At 71.8% G+C, this 19,045-nt stretch carries 21 protein-coding genes; 14 read left to right on the forward strand and 7 right to left on the reverse strand.

Annotation, left to right across the window (positions count from 1 at the left end; all coding sequences use genetic code 11):
* The first annotated feature begins 7 nt into the window (after positions 1 to 7).
* The 6 genes from ACIRD7_RS39780 to ACIRD7_RS39805 all read left to right on the forward strand — a co-directional run bounded on the left by ACIRD7_RS39780 (position 8) and on the right by ACIRD7_RS39805 (position 5,208).
* Positions 8 to 685 carry a response regulator gene (locus ACIRD7_RS39780; protein ID WP_403460921.1) on the forward strand — a complete coding sequence of 226 codons (678 nt, stop codon included), beginning with the start codon at positions 8 to 10 and terminating at the stop codon, positions 683 to 685.
* A gap of 115 nt (positions 686 to 800) precedes the next feature.
* Positions 801 to 2,141, forward strand: a complete 1,341-nt coding sequence (locus ACIRD7_RS39785; RefSeq protein WP_403460922.1) for a sensor histidine kinase — start codon at positions 801 to 803, stop codon at positions 2,139 to 2,141.
* Positions 2,138 to 2,803 (forward strand): response regulator, encoded by a 666-nt coding sequence (locus ACIRD7_RS39790; RefSeq protein WP_403460925.1) that lies wholly within the window; start codon positions 2,138 to 2,140, stop codon positions 2,801 to 2,803. Before ACIRD7_RS39785 ends, ACIRD7_RS39790 begins: the two co-directional genes overlap by 4 nt.
* A 22-nt stretch (positions 2,804 to 2,825) precedes the next feature.
* Complete coding sequence (locus ACIRD7_RS39795) at positions 2,826 to 3,260, forward strand: VOC family protein (protein ID WP_403460927.1); 435 nt, start codon at positions 2,826 to 2,828, stop codon at positions 3,258 to 3,260.
* 42 nt (positions 3,261 to 3,302) lie between these two features.
* Positions 3,303 to 4,523, forward strand: a complete 1,221-nt coding sequence (locus tag ACIRD7_RS39800) for a cytochrome P450 (protein WP_403460928.1) — start codon at positions 3,303 to 3,305, stop codon at positions 4,521 to 4,523.
* Between the two features lie 88 nt (positions 4,524 to 4,611).
* On the forward strand, positions 4,612 to 5,208 hold the full coding sequence (locus tag ACIRD7_RS39805; RefSeq protein ID WP_403460930.1) for a Uma2 family endonuclease: 597 nt from the start codon (positions 4,612 to 4,614) through the stop codon (positions 5,206 to 5,208).
* A gap of 6 nt (positions 5,209 to 5,214) precedes the next feature.
* Here the strand turns inward: ACIRD7_RS39805 and ACIRD7_RS39810 are convergent, their stop codons facing one another.
* On the reverse strand, positions 5,215 to 6,819 hold the full coding sequence (locus tag ACIRD7_RS39810; RefSeq protein WP_403460931.1) for an ABC transporter permease: 1,605 nt from the start codon (positions 6,817 to 6,819) through the stop codon (positions 5,215 to 5,217).
* Entirely contained in the window at positions 6,816 to 7,730 is a 915-nt protein-coding gene (locus tag ACIRD7_RS39815; protein WP_403460932.1) for an ATP-binding cassette domain-containing protein, read from the reverse strand. Before ACIRD7_RS39815 ends, ACIRD7_RS39810 begins: the two co-directional genes overlap by 4 nt.
* A gap of 74 nt (positions 7,731 to 7,804) precedes the next feature.
* Between ACIRD7_RS39815 and ACIRD7_RS39820 the strand changes: the two genes are divergently transcribed.
* The gene (locus ACIRD7_RS39820; RefSeq protein WP_403460934.1) at positions 7,805 to 8,302 is read left to right on the forward strand and encodes a GbsR/MarR family transcriptional regulator; all 498 of its coding nucleotides are present in this window, start codon (positions 7,805 to 7,807) and stop codon (positions 8,300 to 8,302) included.
* Between the two features lie 12 nt (positions 8,303 to 8,314).
* Here the strand turns inward: ACIRD7_RS39820 and ACIRD7_RS39825 are convergent, their stop codons facing one another.
* The gene (locus ACIRD7_RS39825) at positions 8,315 to 9,175 is read right to left on the reverse strand and encodes a diacylglycerol kinase family protein (RefSeq protein ID WP_403460936.1); all 861 of its coding nucleotides are present in this window, start codon (positions 9,173 to 9,175) and stop codon (positions 8,315 to 8,317) included.
* A gap of 195 nt (positions 9,176 to 9,370) precedes the next feature.
* On the opposite strand from ACIRD7_RS39825, the gene ACIRD7_RS39830 reads away from it, so the two are divergent.
* Positions 9,371 to 10,654, forward strand: coding sequence for an adenylosuccinate synthase (locus ACIRD7_RS39830; RefSeq protein WP_403460937.1), 1,284 nt, complete (start codon positions 9,371 to 9,373; stop codon positions 10,652 to 10,654).
* A 62-nt stretch (positions 10,655 to 10,716) separates the two neighbouring features.
* On the opposite strand, the gene ACIRD7_RS39835 is transcribed toward ACIRD7_RS39830, so the two are convergent.
* Together ACIRD7_RS39835 and ACIRD7_RS39840 are read right to left on the reverse strand one after the other, a co-directional pair.
* A complete protein-coding gene (locus ACIRD7_RS39835; RefSeq protein WP_403460939.1) occupies positions 10,717 to 13,101 on the reverse strand; it encodes an FtsX-like permease family protein in 2,385 nt (794 codons plus the stop codon).
* Positions 13,098 to 13,814, reverse strand: coding sequence for an ABC transporter ATP-binding protein (locus tag ACIRD7_RS39840; RefSeq protein WP_403460941.1), 717 nt, complete (start codon positions 13,812 to 13,814; stop codon positions 13,098 to 13,100). The genes ACIRD7_RS39835 and ACIRD7_RS39840 overlap by 4 nt, the downstream gene beginning before the upstream one ends.
* 214 nt (positions 13,815 to 14,028) lie before the next feature.
* Between ACIRD7_RS39840 and ACIRD7_RS39845 the strand changes: the two genes are divergently transcribed.
* Both ACIRD7_RS39845 and ACIRD7_RS39850 read left to right on the forward strand, forming a co-directional pair.
* Positions 14,029 to 15,351: a sensor histidine kinase gene (locus ACIRD7_RS39845; protein ID WP_403460943.1), complete on the forward strand. Its 1,323-nt coding sequence runs from the start codon at positions 14,029 to 14,031 to the stop codon at positions 15,349 to 15,351.
* Positions 15,348 to 16,025 (forward strand): response regulator, encoded by a 678-nt coding sequence (locus tag ACIRD7_RS39850; RefSeq protein ID WP_403460944.1) that lies wholly within the window; start codon positions 15,348 to 15,350, stop codon positions 16,023 to 16,025. The genes ACIRD7_RS39845 and ACIRD7_RS39850 overlap by 4 nt, the downstream gene beginning before the upstream one ends.
* On the opposite strand, the gene ACIRD7_RS39855 is transcribed toward ACIRD7_RS39850, so the two are convergent.
* Both ACIRD7_RS39855 and ACIRD7_RS39860 read right to left on the reverse strand, forming a co-directional pair.
* A complete protein-coding gene (locus ACIRD7_RS39855; protein WP_403460946.1) occupies positions 16,000 to 16,197 on the reverse strand; it encodes a DUF397 domain-containing protein in 198 nt (65 codons plus the stop codon). The genes ACIRD7_RS39850 and ACIRD7_RS39855 overlap by 26 nt on opposite strands.
* Positions 16,194 to 17,030, reverse strand: coding sequence for a Scr1 family TA system antitoxin-like transcriptional regulator (locus ACIRD7_RS39860; RefSeq protein WP_403460947.1), 837 nt, complete (start codon positions 17,028 to 17,030; stop codon positions 16,194 to 16,196). The genes ACIRD7_RS39855 and ACIRD7_RS39860 overlap by 4 nt, the downstream gene beginning before the upstream one ends.
* A gap of 125 nt (positions 17,031 to 17,155) precedes the next feature.
* Here ACIRD7_RS39860 and ACIRD7_RS39865 point away from each other — a divergent pair, with 125 nt between their 5' ends.
* The 4 genes from ACIRD7_RS39865 (at position 17,156) to ACIRD7_RS39880 (ending at position 19,012) form a co-directional block, all read left to right on the forward strand.
* The gene (locus ACIRD7_RS39865) at positions 17,156 to 17,551 is read left to right on the forward strand and encodes a hypothetical protein (protein WP_403460948.1); all 396 of its coding nucleotides are present in this window, start codon (positions 17,156 to 17,158) and stop codon (positions 17,549 to 17,551) included.
* 465 nt (positions 17,552 to 18,016) lie between these two features.
* The gene (locus ACIRD7_RS39870) at positions 18,017 to 18,301 is read left to right on the forward strand and encodes a hypothetical protein (protein ID WP_403460950.1); all 285 of its coding nucleotides are present in this window, start codon (positions 18,017 to 18,019) and stop codon (positions 18,299 to 18,301) included.
* A 37-nt stretch (positions 18,302 to 18,338) separates the two neighbouring features.
* Positions 18,339 to 18,602 carry a hypothetical protein gene (locus ACIRD7_RS39875; protein ID WP_229915042.1) on the forward strand — a complete coding sequence of 88 codons (264 nt, stop codon included), beginning with the start codon at positions 18,339 to 18,341 and terminating at the stop codon, positions 18,600 to 18,602.
* Positions 18,599 to 19,012 (forward strand): hypothetical protein, encoded by a 414-nt coding sequence (locus ACIRD7_RS39880; RefSeq protein WP_403460952.1) that lies wholly within the window; start codon positions 18,599 to 18,601, stop codon positions 19,010 to 19,012. The genes ACIRD7_RS39875 and ACIRD7_RS39880 overlap by 4 nt, the downstream gene beginning before the upstream one ends.
* Positions 19,013 to 19,045: the final 33 nt, after the last annotated feature.

Raw genomic sequence — 19,045 nt, forward strand, 5'->3', positions numbered from 1 at the left:
CGACCCCATGACGAGCGGCCCCATCCGCGTGATCATCGCCGACGACCAGCAGATGGTCCGGCAGGGATTCTCCGTGCTGCTCAACACCAAGCCCGACATCGACGTGATCGGGCAAGCGGTCGACGGCCTGGACGCGATCGAGAAGGTCGCCGAGCTCATGCCCGACGTCGTCCTGATGGACATCCGCATGCCCGAGCTGGGCGGCATCGAGGCCACCCGCCGCATCACCACCGCGACCCCGCACATCAAGGTGCTGGTGCTGACGACGTTCGACCTCGACGAGTACGTCTACGAGGCGCTGTGCGCGGGCGCCTCGGGGTTCCTGCTCAAGGACGCCTCCGCCGACCAGCTGGCCGAGGCGGTGCGGATCGTGGCGGCCGGCGACGCCCTCCTCGCACCGGGCGTCACCCGCCGGCTGATCGCCGAGTTCTCACGGATGAACGACAAGCGTCCCCGCGCCCCGCTCAAGGATCGCGTCGGCTCCCTGACCGAACGCGAGACGGAGGTCCTCGCCCTGATCGCGCAGGGCCTGTCGAACGCGGAGATCGCCGAGCGACTCGTCGTGGCCGAGCAGACGGTGAAGACCCATGTGGGCCGGATCCTGGTGAAGCTGGGGCTGCGGGACCGTACGCAGGCGGCGGTGTTCGCCTACGAGTCGGGCGTGGTGCGGCCCGCCGGGTACTGAGGGCCGGCCGGGCGTTCCCGGCCGGCGGGGATACCAGTAGTACCTGAGATGGATCCGCCGGAACCCCTCTCACTGGGGACGACCGCGACACCCCCTGGCGCCTACCTTTCTGTACGTGACCGAGACGACTCAGATGCCGACCCCGCCGACGGGGGACCCGGCCAAGCCGCGCAGCCCGGAGTTCCGGCTGGCCGCGGACTCCTTGCAGGGGTTGCGGCAGGACCTGTTCCACGACGCGTTCGCGTACCGCCCGCTGCCGCGCAGGAGCGTCGACGGCCCGGTGACCCGGCGGCTCCCGGGCCGCCTGAGGGAGTACGCGGCCTGGCTGCCGCACGCGGTGGTCGTCGCGGCCGCCCTGTTCGCCGTGCTCATCGCCGCGACCGTCAGCGACCGCCTGGTCGTGGTGCTCGGTCCGATCACCGCGATCCCGGTCCTGCTGACCCTGGTCCGGCCGGTGGGAGCGTTCTGGGCGTCCATGGCGGCCACTCCGGTCAGTGTGCTCTTCGGCGGCTCGACGGGTGACTGGCCATGGCCGCCCGCGGCCTTCGTCGTCCATCTGACGGTGCTGACGGTGGTCGCCATACGCACCAGGCCGCGCACGGCGGCGTACATGTGGGCCGTCACCGGTGCCTACGCGTTCCTGGCGGAGGCGGTGCTGGGCCGGGGCCCCTACTACGGCAGCAACGCCGGGCCGATGATGGTGGTCTCCGCGCTGATCCTGCTGGTCGTCGCCGTCTGGCACACCCGCAGGGAGGCCCGGCAGGAGGTGACCGCGCAGCAGACGGTGACCGCGCACGAGCGTTCCCGGCGCACCCTGCTGGAGGAGCGCACGAACATCGCCCGGGAGCTGCACGACGTGGTGGCCCACCACATGTCGGTCGTCGCCATCCAGGCAGAGGCCGCCCCCTACCGGGTGGAGAATCCGCCGCCGGAGCTGGAGCGCGCCTTCGCCACCATCCGGGAGAACGCGGTGGCGGCGCTCACCGAACTGCGCCGCGTCCTGGGTGTCGTCCGCGCCGAGGACTACGAGGCCCCGGACACCCCGCAGCCCACCCTCACCGATCTGGACGGGCTGCTGGCCAACGTGCGGGACACGGGCCTGAGCGTCGACAAGACGGTGACCGGAGCGGTGCGCCCGCTTCCGCAGGGCGTGGAGCTGTCGGCGTACCGGATCGTGCAGGAGGCTCTGAGCAACAGCCTGCGGCACGCCCCCGGAGCGAGCGCCGCCGTGGAGGTCGCGTACGTCCTCGGCGGACTGGGGCTGCGCATAGTCAACGGCCCGCCGCCCGCGCCGGCCCTGGTGAAGCCCTCGCCGGGCGCCGGGCACGGCATCACCGGCATGCGCGAGCGTGTGACCATGCTGAACGGCGAGATGACGGCGGGCCCGACGGACGAAGGCGGCTACGAGGTGACGGTGTTCCTGCCGGTCACGACGACGACAGAGGACGGATCATGACCATCCGCGTGCTGATCGCGGACGACCAGATGATGGTGCGCGAGGGCTTCTCGGTCCTGCTGAACGCGATGCCGGACATCGAGGTCGTCGGCGAGGCGGTCAACGGACGCGAGGCCGTGCACCGGGTCCGCGAACTCACCCCGGACGTCGTGCTGATGGACATCCGCATGCCGGAGCTGAACGGCATAGAGGCGACCCGCGAGATCGTCGCCGCGGACGGCGCGGCCAAGGTGCTGGTGCTGACCACCTTCGACCTCGACGAGTACGTGTACCAGGCGCTGCGCGCGGGTGCCTCCGGGTTTCTGCTGAAGGACGCCTCCGCACGCCAACTCGCCGACGGCGTAAGGGTGGTGGCGGCCGGCGAGGCGCTGCTCGCCCCGTCCATCACCAAGCGGCTGATCACGGAGTTCTCGAAGCTGTCCGACTCCCCGCGGATGATGCCGTCCGCGCACGCGGCGTACGGGGATCTGACGGAGCGGGAGACGGAGGTGCTGGTGCTGATCGCCCAGGGCCTGTCGAACTCCGAGATAGCCGAGCGGCTGGTGGTCGCCGAGTCGACGATCAAGACCCACGTCAGCCGGATCCTGGTGAAGCTGGGGCTGCGGGACCGCACACAGGCGGCGGTGTTCGCGTACGAGGCGCGGCTGGTCACGCCGGGCTGAGGGCCGGGGCTACCGTGAGGGCATGGAACAGCGCATCACTCTGATCACGCTGGGAGTCTCCGACCTCGCCCGTTCCAAGGCCTTCTACGAGGCCCTGGGCTGGCGCGGACAGGAGGTCCAGGAGACCGTGTTCTTCCAGGCGGGCGGCCTGGGGCTGGTGCTGTGGGACCGGGGCAAGCTGGCCCGGGACTGCGGGCTGGACCCCGGGGTGGCGGGACTCTTCGGCGGGATCGTCCTCGCGCACAACGTCCGGTCCGAGGCGGAGGTCGACGCCCTTCTCGCGGCCGTCGAGCAGGCCGGCGGGACGGTCACCAAGCCCGCGGCGCTCAACGAGATCGGCTTCTACTCCAGCGCGTTCACCGACCCCGACGGCCACGCCTGGGAGGTCGCCCACAACCCCGGGTTCCCCCTCGCCGAGGACGGCACGGTGACCCTGCCGGACTTCGGCGCCGAGTAGCCCCCCTGGTCAGAGAGGGGGACGGCGGTCTAACGTCCGTGCATGGCAGCTCCTTCCGACCTCGCTTTCGACCCCTGGGACCCGGCGTTCCTCGCCGACCCGTACCCCGCCTACGCCGAGCTGCGGGCCAGGGGCCGCGTGCACTGGTTCGAGCCCACGAAGCAGTGGCTGGTGCCGCACCACGCGGATGTCTCGGCGCTGCTGCGCGACCGCCGGCTCGGGCGGACGTACCAGCACCGGTTCACGCACGAGGACTTCGGGCGCACCGCGCCGCCGCCGGAGCACGAGCCGTTCCATGTGCTCAACGACCACGGGATGCTCGACCTGGAGCCGCCGGACCACACCCGGATCCGCCGGCTGGTGTCGAAGGCGTTCACGCCGCGCACGGTGGAGCGGCTGCGGCCGTATGTGCGGGAGCTGGCGGGCGAGCTGGTGTCCGGGCTGGTCGCCGCGGGCGGCGGGGATCTGCTGGCGGACGTCGCCGAGCCGCTGCCGGTCGCGGTGATCGCCGAGATGCTGGGGATCCCCGAGGCGGACCGCGGGCAGCTGCGGCCCTGGTCGGCGGACATCTGCGGGATGTACGAGCTGAACCCCTCCGAGGAGACGGCGACGCGGGCGGTTCGCGCGTCGGTCGAGTTCTCGGACTACCTCACGGAGCTGATCGCGGCCCGCCGCAAGGAGCCGGGGGACGACCTGATGTCCGGCCTGATCGAGGCCCACGACGAGGGCGACCGGCTCACCGAGCAGGAGATGATCTCCACGGCGGTCCTGCTCCTCAACGCCGGCCACGAGGCCACGGTGAACGCCACGGTCAACGGCTGGTGGGCCCTGTTCCGCAACCCCGGCCAGCTGGCCGCCCTGCGCGCCGACCACTCCCTGATCCCGTCCGCGATCGAGGAGCTGATGCGCTACGACACCCCGCTCCAGCTCTTCGAGCGCTGGGTCCTGGACGACATCGAGATCGACGGCACGACGATCCCGCGCGGCGCGGAGATCGCCATGCTGTTCGGCTCCGCGAACCACGACCCGGAGGTCTTCGAGGCTCCGGAGAACCTTGCCCTCACCCGGCAGGACAACCCTCACATCTCCTTCAGCGCCGGCATCCACTACTGCATCGGCGCCCCCCTGGCCCGCATCGAACTGGCCGCGTCGATGACGGCGTTGCTGGAGCAGGCGCCGACGCTGCGACTGGCGGCGGAGCCGGAGCGCAAGCCGAACTTCGTGATCCGGGGCTTGGAGGGGCTGAGCGTCGAGATGGCGTGATCACTCGTTCGGCTGATCGCTGAGCGAATCCCGATCGAGGACCGTCGGCGGCTCGTCAAGCTGGTGCCTGCCTACGAAGGGAGGCACCATGACGGTTATGGCAGAGCGTGCGTCGTCTCAGTTGTCGGTGGACATGTTCGAGCGGATCGCAGAATTCGCCGCTCGCGAGGACGAGACCGTCAGTTTCGAGTTCATCGACGGACGGATCGGGGCCAGGAAAGTGACGAACGGCAGCCACGGCGAGATCGCGATGTGGTTGGTCTTCAAGTGCAAGCAGGCACGACCTGACCTCACCCTTTATACGACGAACCAGGGGCTGAAGGTCGAGGCGTACCGCAGGGGCCGGGCCCGGCCCGATGCCCTGCTCGCGCCGGTGGGTTACTTCAATGGCCGGGGCGACTGGGCCGAACCCGACGGCGTGTTGATGGCCGTCGAGATCACGTCGTACGACTCGGACACCCACAACCGCGACCGTGTGGAGAAGCCCCGGGCCTACGCCGAGGCCGGCATCCCCGTCTACTTGCTGATCGACCGGGACAATCTCTCGGTCCTCGTGCACACCGCGCCCGATCTGGAGGACGGCTACCGTGAGATCCACACCGTGCGGCTCGGGGGCAAGGTCACTCTCCCCGTCCCCGTAGGCATCGAACTCGACACCGAGGAACTCAAGCAGTACGTCGACTGATCGCCCTCACATGGTCATGTCCCGGCGCCGCAGCCCCGCGAGCCCCGCGGCGACCAGTCCCGCCGCCAGCGCCAGCAGGACCAGCACCGGCCCCCACTCCATCCCGCCGCCCGGCAGCTTCGGCAGGTGTCCGAAGGGGGACAGGTCCAGCACCGTCTGCGGGACGTCGAGCGCAGGGCCCACCCAGCCGATCAGCAGGACCGCCCCGGCCACCGCCCACGCCGCCGTCGCCGCCCGGGGGAAGAGGCCGTACAGCAGGACCGCCAGGCCGCCGACGACCCAGACGGCCGGGAGCTGGACGAGGCAGGCGCCGAGGATCGGGCCGGTCTCCTTGCCGTAGCCGACCGCGAAGCCCGCCCCCGCCAGCAGCATGATCAGCGCCGAGCCCGCGAAGGCGATCACCAGGTGGCCCGCCGCCCAGCGCAGCCGGCCCACCGCGTTCGCCAGGATGGGCTCCGCCCGCATCGAGGTCTCCTCGCCGTGCAGGCGCAGCACCGAAGCCACCACGTACAGGGCCGCGATCAGGCCCAGCATGCCGGTCATCGACGCCAGGAAGGCGTCCGTCAGGCCAGACTGGCCGCCCATGCGCTCGAAGATCTCCCGCGCCTTGTCGTTGTCGCCGACCAGGTCGGCCACCCCGTCGGTCAGCCCGCCGTAGACGACCCCGGCGAGGAAGAAGCCGATGCTCCAGCCGAGCACGCCGCCGCGCTGGAGCCGCCAGGCCAGCGCGCCCGCCGTGCCGAGACGGCCGTCGGCGGGGCCCGGACGGGTGGGCAGGAAGCTCATGCCCACATCCCGGCGGCCGGCGAGTTCGTACGCCACCGCGCCCTGGACCAGGGCGGCGCCCGCGAACAGCAGCAGCACCCACCAGCGCTCGCTCGCGAACGGCCGCAGGTTCTCCAGCCAGCCCAGCGGCGACGCCCAGGTCAGCGCCGACGAACCGTCGTCCGACGCCGAGTCGCCCGCCGCGCGCAGGGCGAACGCCGCGCCCAGCAGTCCGGCCGTCAGCCCGCGCGCGAGCCGCGCGCTCTCCGTGAACTGGGCGACGATCGCCGCCAGCGTGGCGAAGACCATGCCGACCCCGGCCAGTCCGAGGCCGAACGCCAGGGCCCCCGTGGCGCCCTGGCCGGCCAGTCCGGCGGTCACCAGCAGTGCCAGCGCGGCGTTGGCGACCGCCGCGGTCAGCAGCGCGGCCGTCAGGGAGGCCCGGCGGCCCACCATCCCGGACGCCAGCAGTTCCTGACGGCCGCTCTCCTCCTCGTCCCGGGTGTGCCGTACGACGAGGAGCATGCTGACCACGGCCGCGAGCGCGCCCGCGTACACGCCGACCCGCCAGGCCGTCAGGGCGCCGATCGAGTCGTCGAAGACCGGGCCGATCAGCGCGCGGAAGGAGGCGTTGGCCGAGGTGTCCTGGATGAGGTTGGCGCGGTCGGCCGGGGTGCCGTAGAGGTTTTCCAGCGTGTTCGGCATGGAGAGGATCATCAGCGCGTTCACCGCCACCCAGACCGGGATCATCACCCGGTCGCGGCGCAGGGCGAAGCGCAGCAGGGTGCCGGTGCCCGCCAGCTGGCGCGGGCCCGACGGCCGTACCTCGAAGGCGCTCGCGGTCATCGGGCGGCCACCTCGTCCATGTCGGTCTGGTAGTGCCGCAGGAACAGCTCCTCCAGGGTCGGCGGCGTCGACGTCAGCGAGCGCACGCCGGACTCGCTCAGCGAGCGCAGGACGGCGTCGAGCTTGTCGGTGTCGACCTGGAGGCGGACGCGGTGGCCCTGGACGTCGAGGTCGTGGACCCCGGGAAGGCGGGACAGCCCGTTGGGTGGCCCCGCCAGTTCGGCGCTCACGCTGGTCCGTGTCAGGTGGCGCAGGTCGGCCAGCGAGCCGCTCTCGACGGTGCGGCCCTTGCGGATGATGCTGACCCGGTCGCAGAGCTCCTCGACCTCGCTGAGGATGTGCGACGACAGCAGGACGGTGCGGCCGCGGTCGCGCTCCTCCTCCACGCAGCGCTGGAAGACCTCCTCCATCAGCGGGTCCAGGCCCGAGGTCGGCTCGTCGAGGATCAGCAGGTCGACGTCGGAGGCGAACGCGGCGACGAGGGCGACCTTCTGCCGGTTGCCCTTGGAGTAGGTGCGGCCCTTCTTCGTCGGGTCCAGTTCGAAGCGCTCGATCAGCTCGGCGCGGCGCCGGGCGTCCAGCCCGCCGCGCAGCCGGCCGTAGAGGTCGATGACCTCGCCGCCCGACAGGTTCCGCCACAGCGTCACGTCCCCCGGCACGTAGGCGATCCGGCGGTGCACCTCCACCGCGTCCCTCCAGGGGTCGCGGCCGAGCACCCGGGCGCCGCCGGAGTCGGCCCGCAGCAGGCCGAGCAGGACGCGGATGGCGGTGGACTTGCCGGCGCCGTTGGGGCCGAGGAAGCCGTGGACCTCACCGGTCTCGACGTCCAGGTCGAGGCCGTCGAGCGCGTGCGTCTTGCCGAACGACTTGTGCAGTCCGGATACCTCAATGGCGGGGTTTGCCTTCGTCATGGTGCTGAACGTACGCTTCTTTCAGAAATTTGTGAAGTTAAGGAAGCGTATAAAGGCCCGGATAGGATGGACGGATGACGGAGTCAGTCGGGGCCGACCGGGACGCGGAGTCCGTGTCGAAGTTCGTGGAGTCCTTCGCGGCGCAACTGGTCGAGGCGGGGATGCAGCGCATGGCCGCCCGGGTCTTCGCCGCGCTGCTCGCCTCCGACAAGGGTGTGCTGACCTCCGCCGAACTGAGCGACCAGCTGCGCATCAGCCCGGCGGCCGTCTCCGGAGCGGTGCGCTACCTCGCCCAGACGCACATGGTGTCGCGCGAGCGGGAGCCCGGGTCGCGCCGGGAGCGCTACCGGGTGCACGGCGACCAGTGGTACGAGGCCCTCACCAACCGCGAAGCCGTCCTCAAGCGGTGGCAGTCGTCCCTGCGCGAGGGCGTCACCAGCCTCGGCGCCGAGACCCCGGCGGGGCGCCGCCTGGCCGAGACGCTGGCCTTCTTCGAGTTCGTCGACGGTGAGGTCGTCGCCATGATGGAGCGCTGGCGGGTGTACCGCGACGAGACCTTCGGGCAGGGCTGACCCGCCCGGGGCTCACCGCCCCGGCAGCACCAGCCGCAGCGCGCCTTCCCCCACCGTCCAGGTCCGTCTGCGCACCGGCCCGGAGACCGCCACGTCGGCCCGGTACCGGAAATGCGCCCCCGACACGGTCACCGTCCGCCCCTCGGCCAGCAGCGGCGAGGCCTCCGCCCCCACCGAGGCCGGCCGCACCTCCACCGCGGCCACCCCCGCGCCCCCCGGCGTCACCGACACGCCCTCCACCGGCTGGTCGAGGTCCACCAGCGTGGACCCGTCGACCTCGACGCGCAGCCGCGCCGGGCCGGGCGAGCCCGGTAGGGCCGCACCCCGGGCCGGCACCAGTGTCCGTACGAGCGACTGGCACGTGCGCAGCCACGGCCGCCCCGCACCCGGCCCCACCGCGCTCGCCCCGGCGGGCGCGGCGGGGTCGCGTATCGGCGGGATCCGCAGCCCGCCCAGGACCACGCCGTCGCTGTCGTCCACGAGCAGGTCCAGCCGCCGCTCCGCGCCGTCCAGCACCGCCCGCGCCGCCGCGACCGCCCCCGTGGGCACCCCCAGGGATCCGGCCAGCGACAGCGCGCCCCCCACCGGCACCACCGACAGCACGCATTCGGCCAGCTGCCGCTGCCGGTGCAGCAGGGCCACCGTGCGCAGCAGCGCCCCGTCGTCGCCGACGACCACCGGCCGGCGCGACCCGCGCCTCGCCAGGGCACGGGCGAACTCGTCCGGGTCCTCCGGTAGACAGACTTTCGTGGCCGCACCCGCGCTGAGCACGTCTTTCGCGATCCTGACGGACTCGCCGTCCGTCCTCCGGGCGATCGGATCGATCACCACCAGCAGCTGATCGGACATCGCGAAAGTCGCCACCTCGGCCATGCCTCGCTTCCTCGGGTAGCATCTTTGTGCAAGAGCCCCTTGCGCTATTGCGCCAGGGGCTTCGTCTATTCCGGGGCCATCCGGTCCGACGGTTCGCGGCCAATGACGGTCGCGTCCGGTGGTGGTGCACGCGGCGGAACACTACGCGTGCGCCCCCGACCTTGGACATGCCCCGCCCGGAAGGGGTGTACGCGCGTGCCCGCACTTGTGCTGCTCGGTGCTCAGTGGGGTGACGAGGGTAAAGGGAAGGCCACCGACCTGCTCGGCGGATCCGTCGACTACGTGGTCCGCTACCAGGGCGGCAACAACGCCGGCCACACGGTCGTCGTCGGCGACCAGAAGTATGCCCTCCACCTTCTCCCCTCCGGCATCCTCTCGCCGGGATGCACCCCGGTCATCGGCAACGGCGTCGTCGTCGACCCGTCGGTCCTGTTCTCCGAGCTGAACGGGCTGAACGAGCGCGGCGTCGACACGTCGAAGCTCCTGATCAGCGGTAACGCTCACATCATCACGCCGTACAACGTGACGGTGGACAAGGTGACGGAACGCTTCCTCGGGAAGCGGAAGATCGGGACGACCGGCCGCGGCATCGGCCCGACGTACGCGGACAAGATCAACCGCGTCGGCATCCGGGTCCAGGACCTCTACGACGAGTCGATCCTGACCCAGAAGGTCGAGGCGGCCCTCGACGTCAAGAACCAGATCCTCACCAAGCTCTACAACCGGCGCGCGATCGCCGTCGACCAGGTGGTCGAGGAGCTGCTGGGCTACGCCGACAAGCTCGCGCCGTACGTCGCCGACACGGTCCTGGTGCTCAACCAGGCCCTGGAGCAGGACAAGGTGGTCCTCTTCGAGGGCGGCCAGGGCACGCTCCTCGACATCGACCACGGGACCTATCCCTTCGTCACGTCGTCGAACCCCACCGCCGGCGGCGCGTGCACGGGCGCGGGCGTCGGCCCGACCAAGATCAGCCGCGTCATCGGCATCCTCAAGGCGTACACGACCCGGGTCGGTTCCGGTCCCTTCCCGACCGAGCTCTTCGACGAGGACGGCGAGGCGCTGCGCCGGATCGGCGGCGAGCGGGGCGTGACGACCGGCCGTGACCGTCGCTGCGGGTGGTTCGACGCGGTGATCGCCCGCTACGCGACCCGCGTGAACGGCCTCACCGACTTCTTCCTCACCAAGCTCGACGTCCTCACCGGCTGGGAGCAGATCCCGGTCTGCGTGGCGTACGAGATCGACGGCAAGCGGGTCGAGGAGCTGCCGTACTCGCAGTCGGACTTCCACCACGCGAAGCCGGTCTACGAGACGCTGCCGGGCTGGTCCGAGGACATCACATCGGCCAAGTCCTTCTCCGACCTGCCGAAGAACGCCCAGAACTACGTCAAGGCGCTGGAGGAGATGTCCGGCGCCCCGATCTCCGCGATCGGCGTGGGTCCGGGCCGGGACGAGACGATCGAGATCAACTCCTTCCTGTAGGACCGCGAGGGTGAGCGCCCGGCCGGGGAACCGGCCGGGCGCTCACGCGTTCAGGGACCGGCTCACTCGGTGCGCAGCGCCCTGGCCGGGTCCGTCCTGGCCGCCCAGCCCGCCGGGAGCAGGGCGCCCGCCACCGCGATCGTGAGGCCGCCCAGCAGGAGCAGGGCCAGCACCGGCGTGGCGTAGACGGCGATGTACGAGCCGGGCAGGTTCATCCCCACCGCGTCGCCCATCAGCGGCGTCACGTAGTGGTGCAGGGCCACTCCGAGCGGAATCCCGACGACCGAGGCGAGCAGGCCGATGCCGGCGACCGACGTGAGCACCATGCCCACGATCTGGCGGGGTGTCATGCCCAGGGACTTGTGGACGCCGAGGTCGTGGACGCGGTCGCGGGTGTCGAGGACGACGGTGTTGAGGACGCCCAGGCCCGCGACCGTGACGAGCAGCAGGGTCAGCATGCCGATCAGCGCGTCCATGGCCGCGATCACGCTGGAGGAGTCGTCGCCGCCCGGGTGGGCGTACGCGCCGAGGGCGTCCAGGGTCTCGTTCAGTGAGGTCAGGTAGGCCGACTCGGAGGTTCCCGGGTCCGTGTCGACGTGGAACCGGGTCGGTTCGGCGTCCAGGCCCAGGGCGGTGAGGGTGGTGGCCGGGGTCAGCAGGGTCATGCCGTCGTCCTCGGTGAAGAACGCCTCGCCGACGATACGGACGGTGGTGCGGCGGCCGACCTCCGTCAGGGTCAGGCTGTCGCCGACCTCGATTCCGGCGGCATGCAGGAAGCGCTCCGTGACCACCGCCTGGCCGGGGCCGGTCAGCCAGGTGCCCGAGACCACCTCCGGGGCGGCCCAGGACGTGTCGCCCTCGTACGCGGTCACGGTGGTCCCGCCGCTGATGCCGGACGCGCGGACCTCGGCCTGGACGGTGCCGTAGAAGCGCCGGGTGCCCTCCTGCGCGCGCAGGGCGGCGGCGACCTCGGCCGGGTCGGCCGCCGGCTTCTCCGGCTGACCGGGGGCGCGGACGACCTGGGCGCCGGGCGGACCCTGCCCGCCACCGGTGTCCACGACGACCGGAGCGGCGGAGTCGAGCATCCGGTTCGACTGCACCGCGCCGAGCGTCAGGGCCAGCCCGACCGCGAAGGTGACGGTGACGGCGGCGAAGGCCACCGCGGCCGCCGTCGTGAGCGAACGGGCGGGGCGGGCGAAGGGGTGCGCCAGACCGAGGCCGACCGGGCGCGGCAGCGGCAGCCGCCCGGTGAGCCGGCGGGCCAAGCGCCCCCGTGCGGTGCCCGCCGCACGCCCCACGGAGATCGCCTCCACGGTGCGCAGCCGGCCGGCGCGCAGCGCGGGCACGAGAGCGGCGACGGCGACCAGCGCGAGGGCGACGGCGGGTGCCGCCACGTCGACCCACCAGGGCACCGAGGCGGGCGCGCCGCTGTAGACGTCCTCGACGTCTCCCAGGACCGGGCCCGCCAGCACGTTGCCGAGGGCCACGCCCAGGGCGCAGCCGAGCGCGGCCGGGACCAGTGCCTGGGCGACGTACGCCCACACCACCTGGGCCGGGGTGAGGCCGAGGGACTTGAGGATGCCGATGCGCCGGGTGGCGGCGCCCACCGCGCCGCTGACGACGATGCCGATGATCAGCACCGACATGGCCAGCCCGAGCACACCGAAGGCGGCCACGAAGGGCACGAACGCCAGCGCGTTGGCGAGCTGTTCCTGCTGGACGACGAGGTGGGACCGCGTCGCGGTCAGCGCACCGGAGGGCACGGCGGCGGCGATCGCGGCGCGTGCCGTGGCCATCTGTGCGTCGGTGCCGGCGTGCCGGAAGCGGTAGAGCATCTCGTACGTGGGGGCGCCGGACTTCGCGGTCAGCGCCTCGGCCTGGGCGGGGGTCACCCACGCGTCGGCGGTGCCGGTGACCGACCGGGCCAGTCCGACCACGGTCAGCGTGGGGCTGCCCGGCAGGTCGGGGAAGGTCAGCCGGGCGCCCGGCCGCAGTGGTGACTCGGCCTCCGCCAGCACGATCTGGCCGGGCCGGGTCGCCCAGTCGCCCGCGACGAGCCGCAGCCGGTCCACCGGCCCTTGCCGGTCCGCGCGTCCGGCCACGGTCAGCGCGGGCAGCGTGACTCCTGCCGGGATCGGGGCGGATGCCGAGACCGTGCGCGGGCGCAGTTCAAGGGTCCGGAAGGGCCCGGCCGCGGCCGTCACGCCGGACGCGCGTGCGGTGGCTGCGAGTTCCGGCTCGGTGACCTTGCCGCCGTCGAACTGCGCGGCAAGCTGGGCGCCCCGCTGCTCGGCCATCGCATGCTCGAACGGCGCCCGGGACGCCGTGAGCACCCCGGCGGCCACTACGGACGCGGTGACCGCGACGAGCGTGGTCAGGATCATCACCGCGGTCTGGATCCGGCGCCGCCCGACGCCCGCGCGCACCACTTTGCTCAGGGCGCTCACCCGGCCACCGCCGGTGTGCTCCGGACGTCCTGGGTGTCCCGGACGATCCGCCCGTCGACCAGCTCTATGGTCCGGGTCGCACAGGACTCGGCGAGCCCCAGGTCATGGGTGACCAGCACGATCGTCTGCCCGTCCGCGTTGAGCGCGGCCAGCAGCTGCCGTACGTCCTCGCCGGAGGCGGTGTCCAGTGCGCCGGTGGGCTCGTCGGCCAGCAGCAGCGCCGGACGGTTCATCAGGGCGCGGGCGACCGCCACCCGTTGCCGTTCCCCGCCGGACAGTCTGCCGGGGTGGGCGTCCGCGTGCCGCTCGATGCCGAGGTGGGCCAGCAGACCGGCGGCGCGGCGGCGGGCCTCGGCGCGGGGCGTGCCGGCGAGCTGGGCCGGCAGCAGGACGTTGTCGGCGACCGTCAGGTCCTCCAGCAGGTTGAAGAACTGGAAGACCATGCCGATCCGCGCCCTGCGGTACCTCGCCGACGCGGCCTCGCCGAGCCGGTCCACCCGCAGCCCGTCGACGGTGACGCTTCCGCCGCTCGGCCGGTCCAGGCCCGCGATCAGGTTGAGCAGCGTCGACTTGCCGCTGCCCGACGGTCCGAGGACGGCCAGCGCCTCCCCGGCCCGCACGCTCAGGCTCACGCCGGCCAGCGCCGGCGGTCCTTCCCCGTACGTCCTGCTCACGTCGCGGATGTCGATCACGGGCGGTGCGGTCGTGGTCATGGGCCCTCCCCGGCTGCTGGTTTGACGGTTCGGCGCGACGCTAGGGGCGGGGCCGGGTCCGGGGCGTCGCCCGCGGCGGCGAGAACGACTGCCGTGCCGGGGCGACATGGCGGGAACGTCATCCCTGAGATGTACGAGGAGGATGTACGGCCCGTCCGCGGCGGTCCACGGCGGGAGGGATGTGGCCGCGCGGGGCTCTTGCGAGACTGGCCCCATGAGCGGGGCGGCCGGTACAGCCGGGGTGGTCGGGCGGGCAGGCGTACGGCGGTGGAGGGCCGTCGTCACGGCGCTGCCGCGGCCGTCGCGGTGGATGTGGACGGCCGACGCGATCCTCGCCCTCGTCCTTGCCGTGAGCACGGTGAGCGCCTCGCTGGATCAGGACGCCGCGATGAACGTGCCGCCGTTCGGCGTGGGGGAGCCGGTCCCGCCGCCGCCCGGGCCGCCGGGCGTACTCGCGGGGCCCGCGGCCGACCCCGGGGAGCTGGTCCTCGCCGCGTTGACCGCGCTGCCCCTGATCGTGCGCCGGCGGTATCCGCTGGCCGCGTTCTGGGCCGTGCTCGGGCTGACCCTGGTGTTCGGCCAGCGCTCCGGCGCGACGGGCGCGACCGTGTACACGTTCCTTTCGTGCGTGGTCGCCGCCTACAGCGCCGCCGTGCACAGCCCGCGCCGCGTTCCGGCGCTGGTCGGCGTGCTGCTCGGCGCGGTGCTGATGGCGGTGTTCCACGAGGAGTACTTCCCGTACTTCACACCGGGCTTCGTGCCGTTCCTGGTACTGCTCGGGGTCGGCCTCGGGGCGAACGCGATCCACACCTGGCAGCAGCGCGTCCGCGACCTCCAGGCACGGCAGGAGACCGCCACCCGCCTCGCGGTCGAGCGCGAACGCGCCCGGATCGCCCGGGAGTTGCACGACGTCGTCACCCACAATGTGAGCGTGATGGTGATCCAGGCGGGCGCGGCCCGCAAGGTGATGGACGCCGCGCCCGACCGGGCCCGCGAGGCGCTGCTGGCCGTCGAGGCGGGCGGGCGCACCGCGATGGCCGAACTGCGCCATGTGATGGGCCTGTTGACCATGGACGGGGACCCCGGCGCGGACCCGGCCGCGGACGTCGACCTCGCCCCGCAGCCGGGCCTCGCCCAGGTGACCGTACTCGTGGACCGGGTCCGCGCCACCGGCGTCCCCGTCGAGCTGACCGTCACGGGCGCGCCGGCACCGCTGGTCGCCGGCGCCGACCTGGCCGCGTACCGGGTGGTGCAGGAGGCGCTGACGAACGTCGTGAAGCACGCCGCCGGTGCGAGGGTGTGGGTGTCCGTCGGCCACATGCCCGACGCCGTGCACGTGGAGGTCTCCGACACCGGCGGCACGGCCGCGACCCCGGCCGGTCCCGGGGGCGGCCGGGGCCTGCTCGGCCTGCGCGAACGACTCGCCGTCTACGGCGGCACGCTGGAGGCGGGCGCACGGCCCACGGGAGGTTTCCGGGTGCGCGCGGTCGTACCCGTGGAGACGAAGGCGGACCACCCGACCGAGGGGGCGTCATGACCGACGCGCCCCGCGTGGTGATCGCTGACGACCAGGCCCTCGTCCGCACCGGCTTCAGCATGATCCTGACCGCCGACGGCATCGACGTGGTGGCCGAGGCGGCAGACGGCGAGCAGGCGGTGGCGGCCGTCGAGCGCACCCGCCCCCACCTCGTCCTCATGGACATCCGGATGCCGGGCCTCGACGGTCTTGAGGCCACCCGGCGCATCCTCTCCGGCATGATCCCCGACCCGCCCCGGGTCCTGATCCTCACCACCTACGACCTCGACCGCTACGTCTACGCCGCCCTCACGGCGGGCGCCAGCGGCTTCCTGCTGAAGGACGTCACCCCGGAGCACCTCGTCGCCGCCGTCCGGCTGGCCCGCTCCGGCGACGCGCTGCTCGCCCCGGCCATCACCCGCCGCCTGGTCGAACGCTTCGTCACCCAGGACACGGCGACCGCCGCCCTGCACCGGGACCTGGCGGTCCTGACTCCCCGCGAACGACAGGTCCTCCAGTCACTGGGCACGGGCCTCAGCAACGCCGAACTCGCCTCCCGGTTCACCCTGAGCGAGGCCACGGTGAAGACCCACGTGGCCCGCATCCTGTCCAAGCTCCGCCTGCGGGACCGCGCGCAGGCGGTGGTGGTGGCCTACGAGACGGGGCTGGTCACCCCTGGGGGAGACCCGAGGTGAAGGCGGCCCAGGCCCGACCGGAGACGGTGAGGTTCGGGCCGTCGGGGTTCTTGGAGTCGCGTATGTGGAGGGTGGGGGTGGCGTTGGGGCAAGGGGCGACTTCTAGGCAGGCGCCGCCGCCATCGTCGCTGTAGCTCGACTTGAACCAGTGGAGGGTTTCGGTGCCAGTCATCGTTCCTCTCCCGCCAACCGTTCGATGAAACTCAGTGATTCGTCGGGGCCAAGGGCCTGCGAGCGGATCTTTGCATAGCGGTGCGCCAGTTGGGACACCTCGGCGGGATCACTGACCAGAATCCCCTGGTCCTCGATCTCCAGATAGACGACGTCTTGGTGGTCCGCAGTCTCCACGAGGTGCATGGGACCGCGAGCGCCTGCGTACGTTCCACGAAGCCCCCGCTCCAGAGGTAACACCTGCACGCAGACATTGTCCCGCTGGGCGTCCTCGGCGAGCGAGCGTAGTTGCTCGCGCAGAATCTCCCAGCTACCGAACGGCCGCCGCAGCACGCTCTCTTCAAGGATCAGCTCGATCATCGGAGGGGGATCCCGGTCGAAGAGAGCCCGGCGAGCCACCCGCGCCTCGACCAGTTCCTCTCGCTTCTGCTCAGACACTGGCGGATAACCACCGCCGATCAACGCCCGCGCGTAATCCTCCGTCTGGAACAACCCGTCGACCACCAGCGTCTCGTAGGAACAGATGGTGACGGCACCGGCCTCCAGCTCCGAGAACCCCCGGAAACGGGCCGGGTATTTCTCAAGCAGTATCCATTTGCGGGCCTTCTCGAAGACCCCCAGCCCACCCCCGATCTCCGCCTCCAGCTTCACCAGCATCTGATCGCTCGCGGGCTGCGCGCACGTCTCCATCGCGCTCACCGCCGCCGCCGTGTACCCGAGCTTGTCGCCCAACTGTGGCTGGGTCAGTCCGTGTTGCTCCCGCAACGCCTTCGCCAGGGCGGCGACCAAATGGGCCGTACCGCCTGCCTCCGTCTTGTTCTCCGCCCGCGCCATTGCGGTCACCTCCGAACTCAACCGAACTCAACCGGTCACAACTCGCGGATGCCGGTAATCAACCGTGTTCAACCGACGACGCAGAGTCATGGATCAAGCTAGCTCCGCACCCGCAAGCTGACCCCGTGAATGCGCAAAGTGACCTGACCTGGCTCCCTGCAACCGGTGTTCAACTCCGCAAGGCGGGTGTCCAGTTCGACGCGATCAGAGTCGACGGCGAGGAGGGGCGGGACGTCGCCGACCGGCTCGCCCGCATGACCGGCGGTGATCCGGGGCCGATCGTCGAGTCGGCGACGGGGCGCCGCGGGGTGTACTTCCTCGTGCCCGTCGGCAGTACGTCCCACCGGGCCTGGCCCGACGGAGTGACCCGTTTCGTCGCCGGCCCGGGACATGTCTCGTACATCCCGGTGCCCGCTCTCAACGGCTCCACCTGGCCTTTGAGCTGGCGCTACCGCCCCACGGCGCCCGACCGCCTCGTCCACGCACTGCTGCTGTGCACCGCCCTTCACTCGCAGGAGTGAAGAACGCGAACTCCCGTCTGGGAAAAGGATGTTCCGACTTGCAATCGTCGCTCTGCGTGGCCTTAGAGTCACGCCAACAGGAATGCCCCCGCGGTGCGCCAACACCCGGGGGCTCGACACCAGGAGCAGTACCTCCGGATGCGTTCTCATCGTACGACGCCTGCGCGCGTCTTTTCAGGCCTGTCGGCCGCCCTGCTCCGCGACCGGAGCATCTCGTGGTGCGCGGTGAGCGTACTGACGTACTTGCTTGCCCTCCCGAACCATGCCCGTGTCACCCTTCGCGCGCTCGCCAGGGCGCGTGCCGGAGGGCGGTCGCGGATCGCTGTCGCTCTGCGTGAGCTGGAGGAACTCCGGTATCTGCGGCGAGTGACATGCGAGAGGGAAGCGGCGGGCCAACTCCGCGTTGCCTACGAGGTGTTCGACGCACCGTACGAAGCCGTGCCACGAACGGGTGAAACCGAAAAAGTGGCGGGTCGGCGTGCGTCGTCGGGAGTGGGTGCCGCCGCGGCGGCGCGTCTGCTGCTCACCCTCGGGGACTACGACCGGCGCCTCACCCTCGACGGCGTCGAGGCGCTGCGGCTCGCGCCGCTGGTGGAGGAGTGGTGGCGGCGCGGGGCGAGCAGTGCCGAGGTGCGGGCAGCGGTGACGTGGGGTGCGCCGGAGCGAGTGCGGTCAGCCTCCGGTCACATCGAGGCTCGGCTGCGGGGTGGGCTGCGTCCGTCGGGGCCGCCAAGTGGGGTGCCGTCTTGAGCGGCCCGACGTGGTATACCGCGGGTATACTGCGGTTATGGCTGACACCACCGTCAAGGTCGATCCCGCCGTCCGTGACCGCCTCATGGTCCTTGCCCGCGAGCGCGGGATGACCATGCGTGACCTGATCGCCGAACTGGCGGGGGCCACCCCGACCAAGGAAGAGCTGCGGAAGCGGTACGAGGCGACCAAGGCGTACTGCGAGACGCACTTCGGTGTGACACTCACGGACGAGGACCACGACAGGGTGGAGAAGGTCTGGCAGGACCTTGAGGCCGGCCGGCCCGTGGACAGTCTGTGAGAGCCACCGGGGCCGGGTCGACCGGCGTCGTATTCGACGAGTCGGCCCTGCTGGCGCTCGGCTCGGGGAACTCACTGGCCTCTCAGTTCGTCGCGAACACCGAGCACGGGCCCACGCGGCACGTGTACGTACCGGCGCTGTGCCTGGCCGCTGCCGACGGAATGCGCAAGGGGCTCGCCGAGCATGTCGGAGCGCTGCCCGCCGTTGAGATCGTGGAGTTGGACTTCTCGGGGGCGTCCACCGTGGGGGCGCTGTTGCGCGACGGGGTGGAGTGGCGGCTCGGCCACGCGATCCATCTCTCCCGGCCGACGCCGGACTGGCCGGACGGGCGTCGTGTGCTGACCACCGACCCCGACCTGTACGCGGAGATGCCCCTGGTACGGACCATCAGGTTGCCGCGCCAGCTATAACGCGGGGGGAGGGCACCCGGGGGTGCCCTCCCC

This window comes from Streptomyces sp. NPDC093568, assembly GCF_044764945.1.
In the GTDB taxonomy this organism is placed as follows: Bacteria; Actinomycetota; Actinomycetes; order Streptomycetales; family Streptomycetaceae; genus Streptomyces.

Coding starts and splice junctions, on each gene's coding strand:
- ACIRD7_RS39810 (WP_403460931.1), bottom strand. CDS start 6,819: ATGACCGCGAGCGCCTTCGAGGTACGGCCGTCGGGCCCGCGCCAGCTG.
- ACIRD7_RS39875 (WP_229915042.1), top strand. CDS start 18,339: ATGGCTGACACCACCGTCAAGGTCGATCCCGCCGTCCGTGACCGCCTC.
- ACIRD7_RS39780 (WP_403460921.1), top strand. CDS start 8: ATGACGAGCGGCCCCATCCGCGTGATCATCGCCGACGACCAGCAGATG.
- ACIRD7_RS39795 (WP_403460927.1), top strand. CDS start 2,826: ATGGAACAGCGCATCACTCTGATCACGCTGGGAGTCTCCGACCTCGCC.
- ACIRD7_RS39820 (WP_403460934.1), top strand. CDS start 7,805: ATGACGGAGTCAGTCGGGGCCGACCGGGACGCGGAGTCCGTGTCGAAG.
- ACIRD7_RS39845 (WP_403460943.1), top strand. CDS start 14,029: ATGAGCGGGGCGGCCGGTACAGCCGGGGTGGTCGGGCGGGCAGGCGTA.
- ACIRD7_RS39790 (WP_403460925.1), top strand. CDS start 2,138: ATGACCATCCGCGTGCTGATCGCGGACGACCAGATGATGGTGCGCGAG.
- ACIRD7_RS39855 (WP_403460946.1), bottom strand. CDS start 16,197: ATGACTGGCACCGAAACCCTCCACTGGTTCAAGTCGAGCTACAGCGAC.
- ACIRD7_RS39800 (WP_403460928.1), top strand. CDS start 3,303: ATGGCAGCTCCTTCCGACCTCGCTTTCGACCCCTGGGACCCGGCGTTC.
- ACIRD7_RS39840 (WP_403460941.1), bottom strand. CDS start 13,814: ATGACCACGACCGCACCGCCCGTGATCGACATCCGCGACGTGAGCAGG.
- ACIRD7_RS39815 (WP_403460932.1), bottom strand. CDS start 7,730: ATGACGAAGGCAAACCCCGCCATTGAGGTATCCGGACTGCACAAGTCG.
- ACIRD7_RS39825 (WP_403460936.1), bottom strand. CDS start 9,175: ATGGCCGAGGTGGCGACTTTCGCGATGTCCGATCAGCTGCTGGTGGTG.
- ACIRD7_RS39860 (WP_403460947.1), bottom strand. CDS start 17,030: ATGGCGCGGGCGGAGAACAAGACGGAGGCAGGCGGTACGGCCCATTTG.
- ACIRD7_RS39850 (WP_403460944.1), top strand. CDS start 15,348: ATGACCGACGCGCCCCGCGTGGTGATCGCTGACGACCAGGCCCTCGTC.
- ACIRD7_RS39805 (WP_403460930.1), top strand. CDS start 4,612: ATGACGGTTATGGCAGAGCGTGCGTCGTCTCAGTTGTCGGTGGACATG.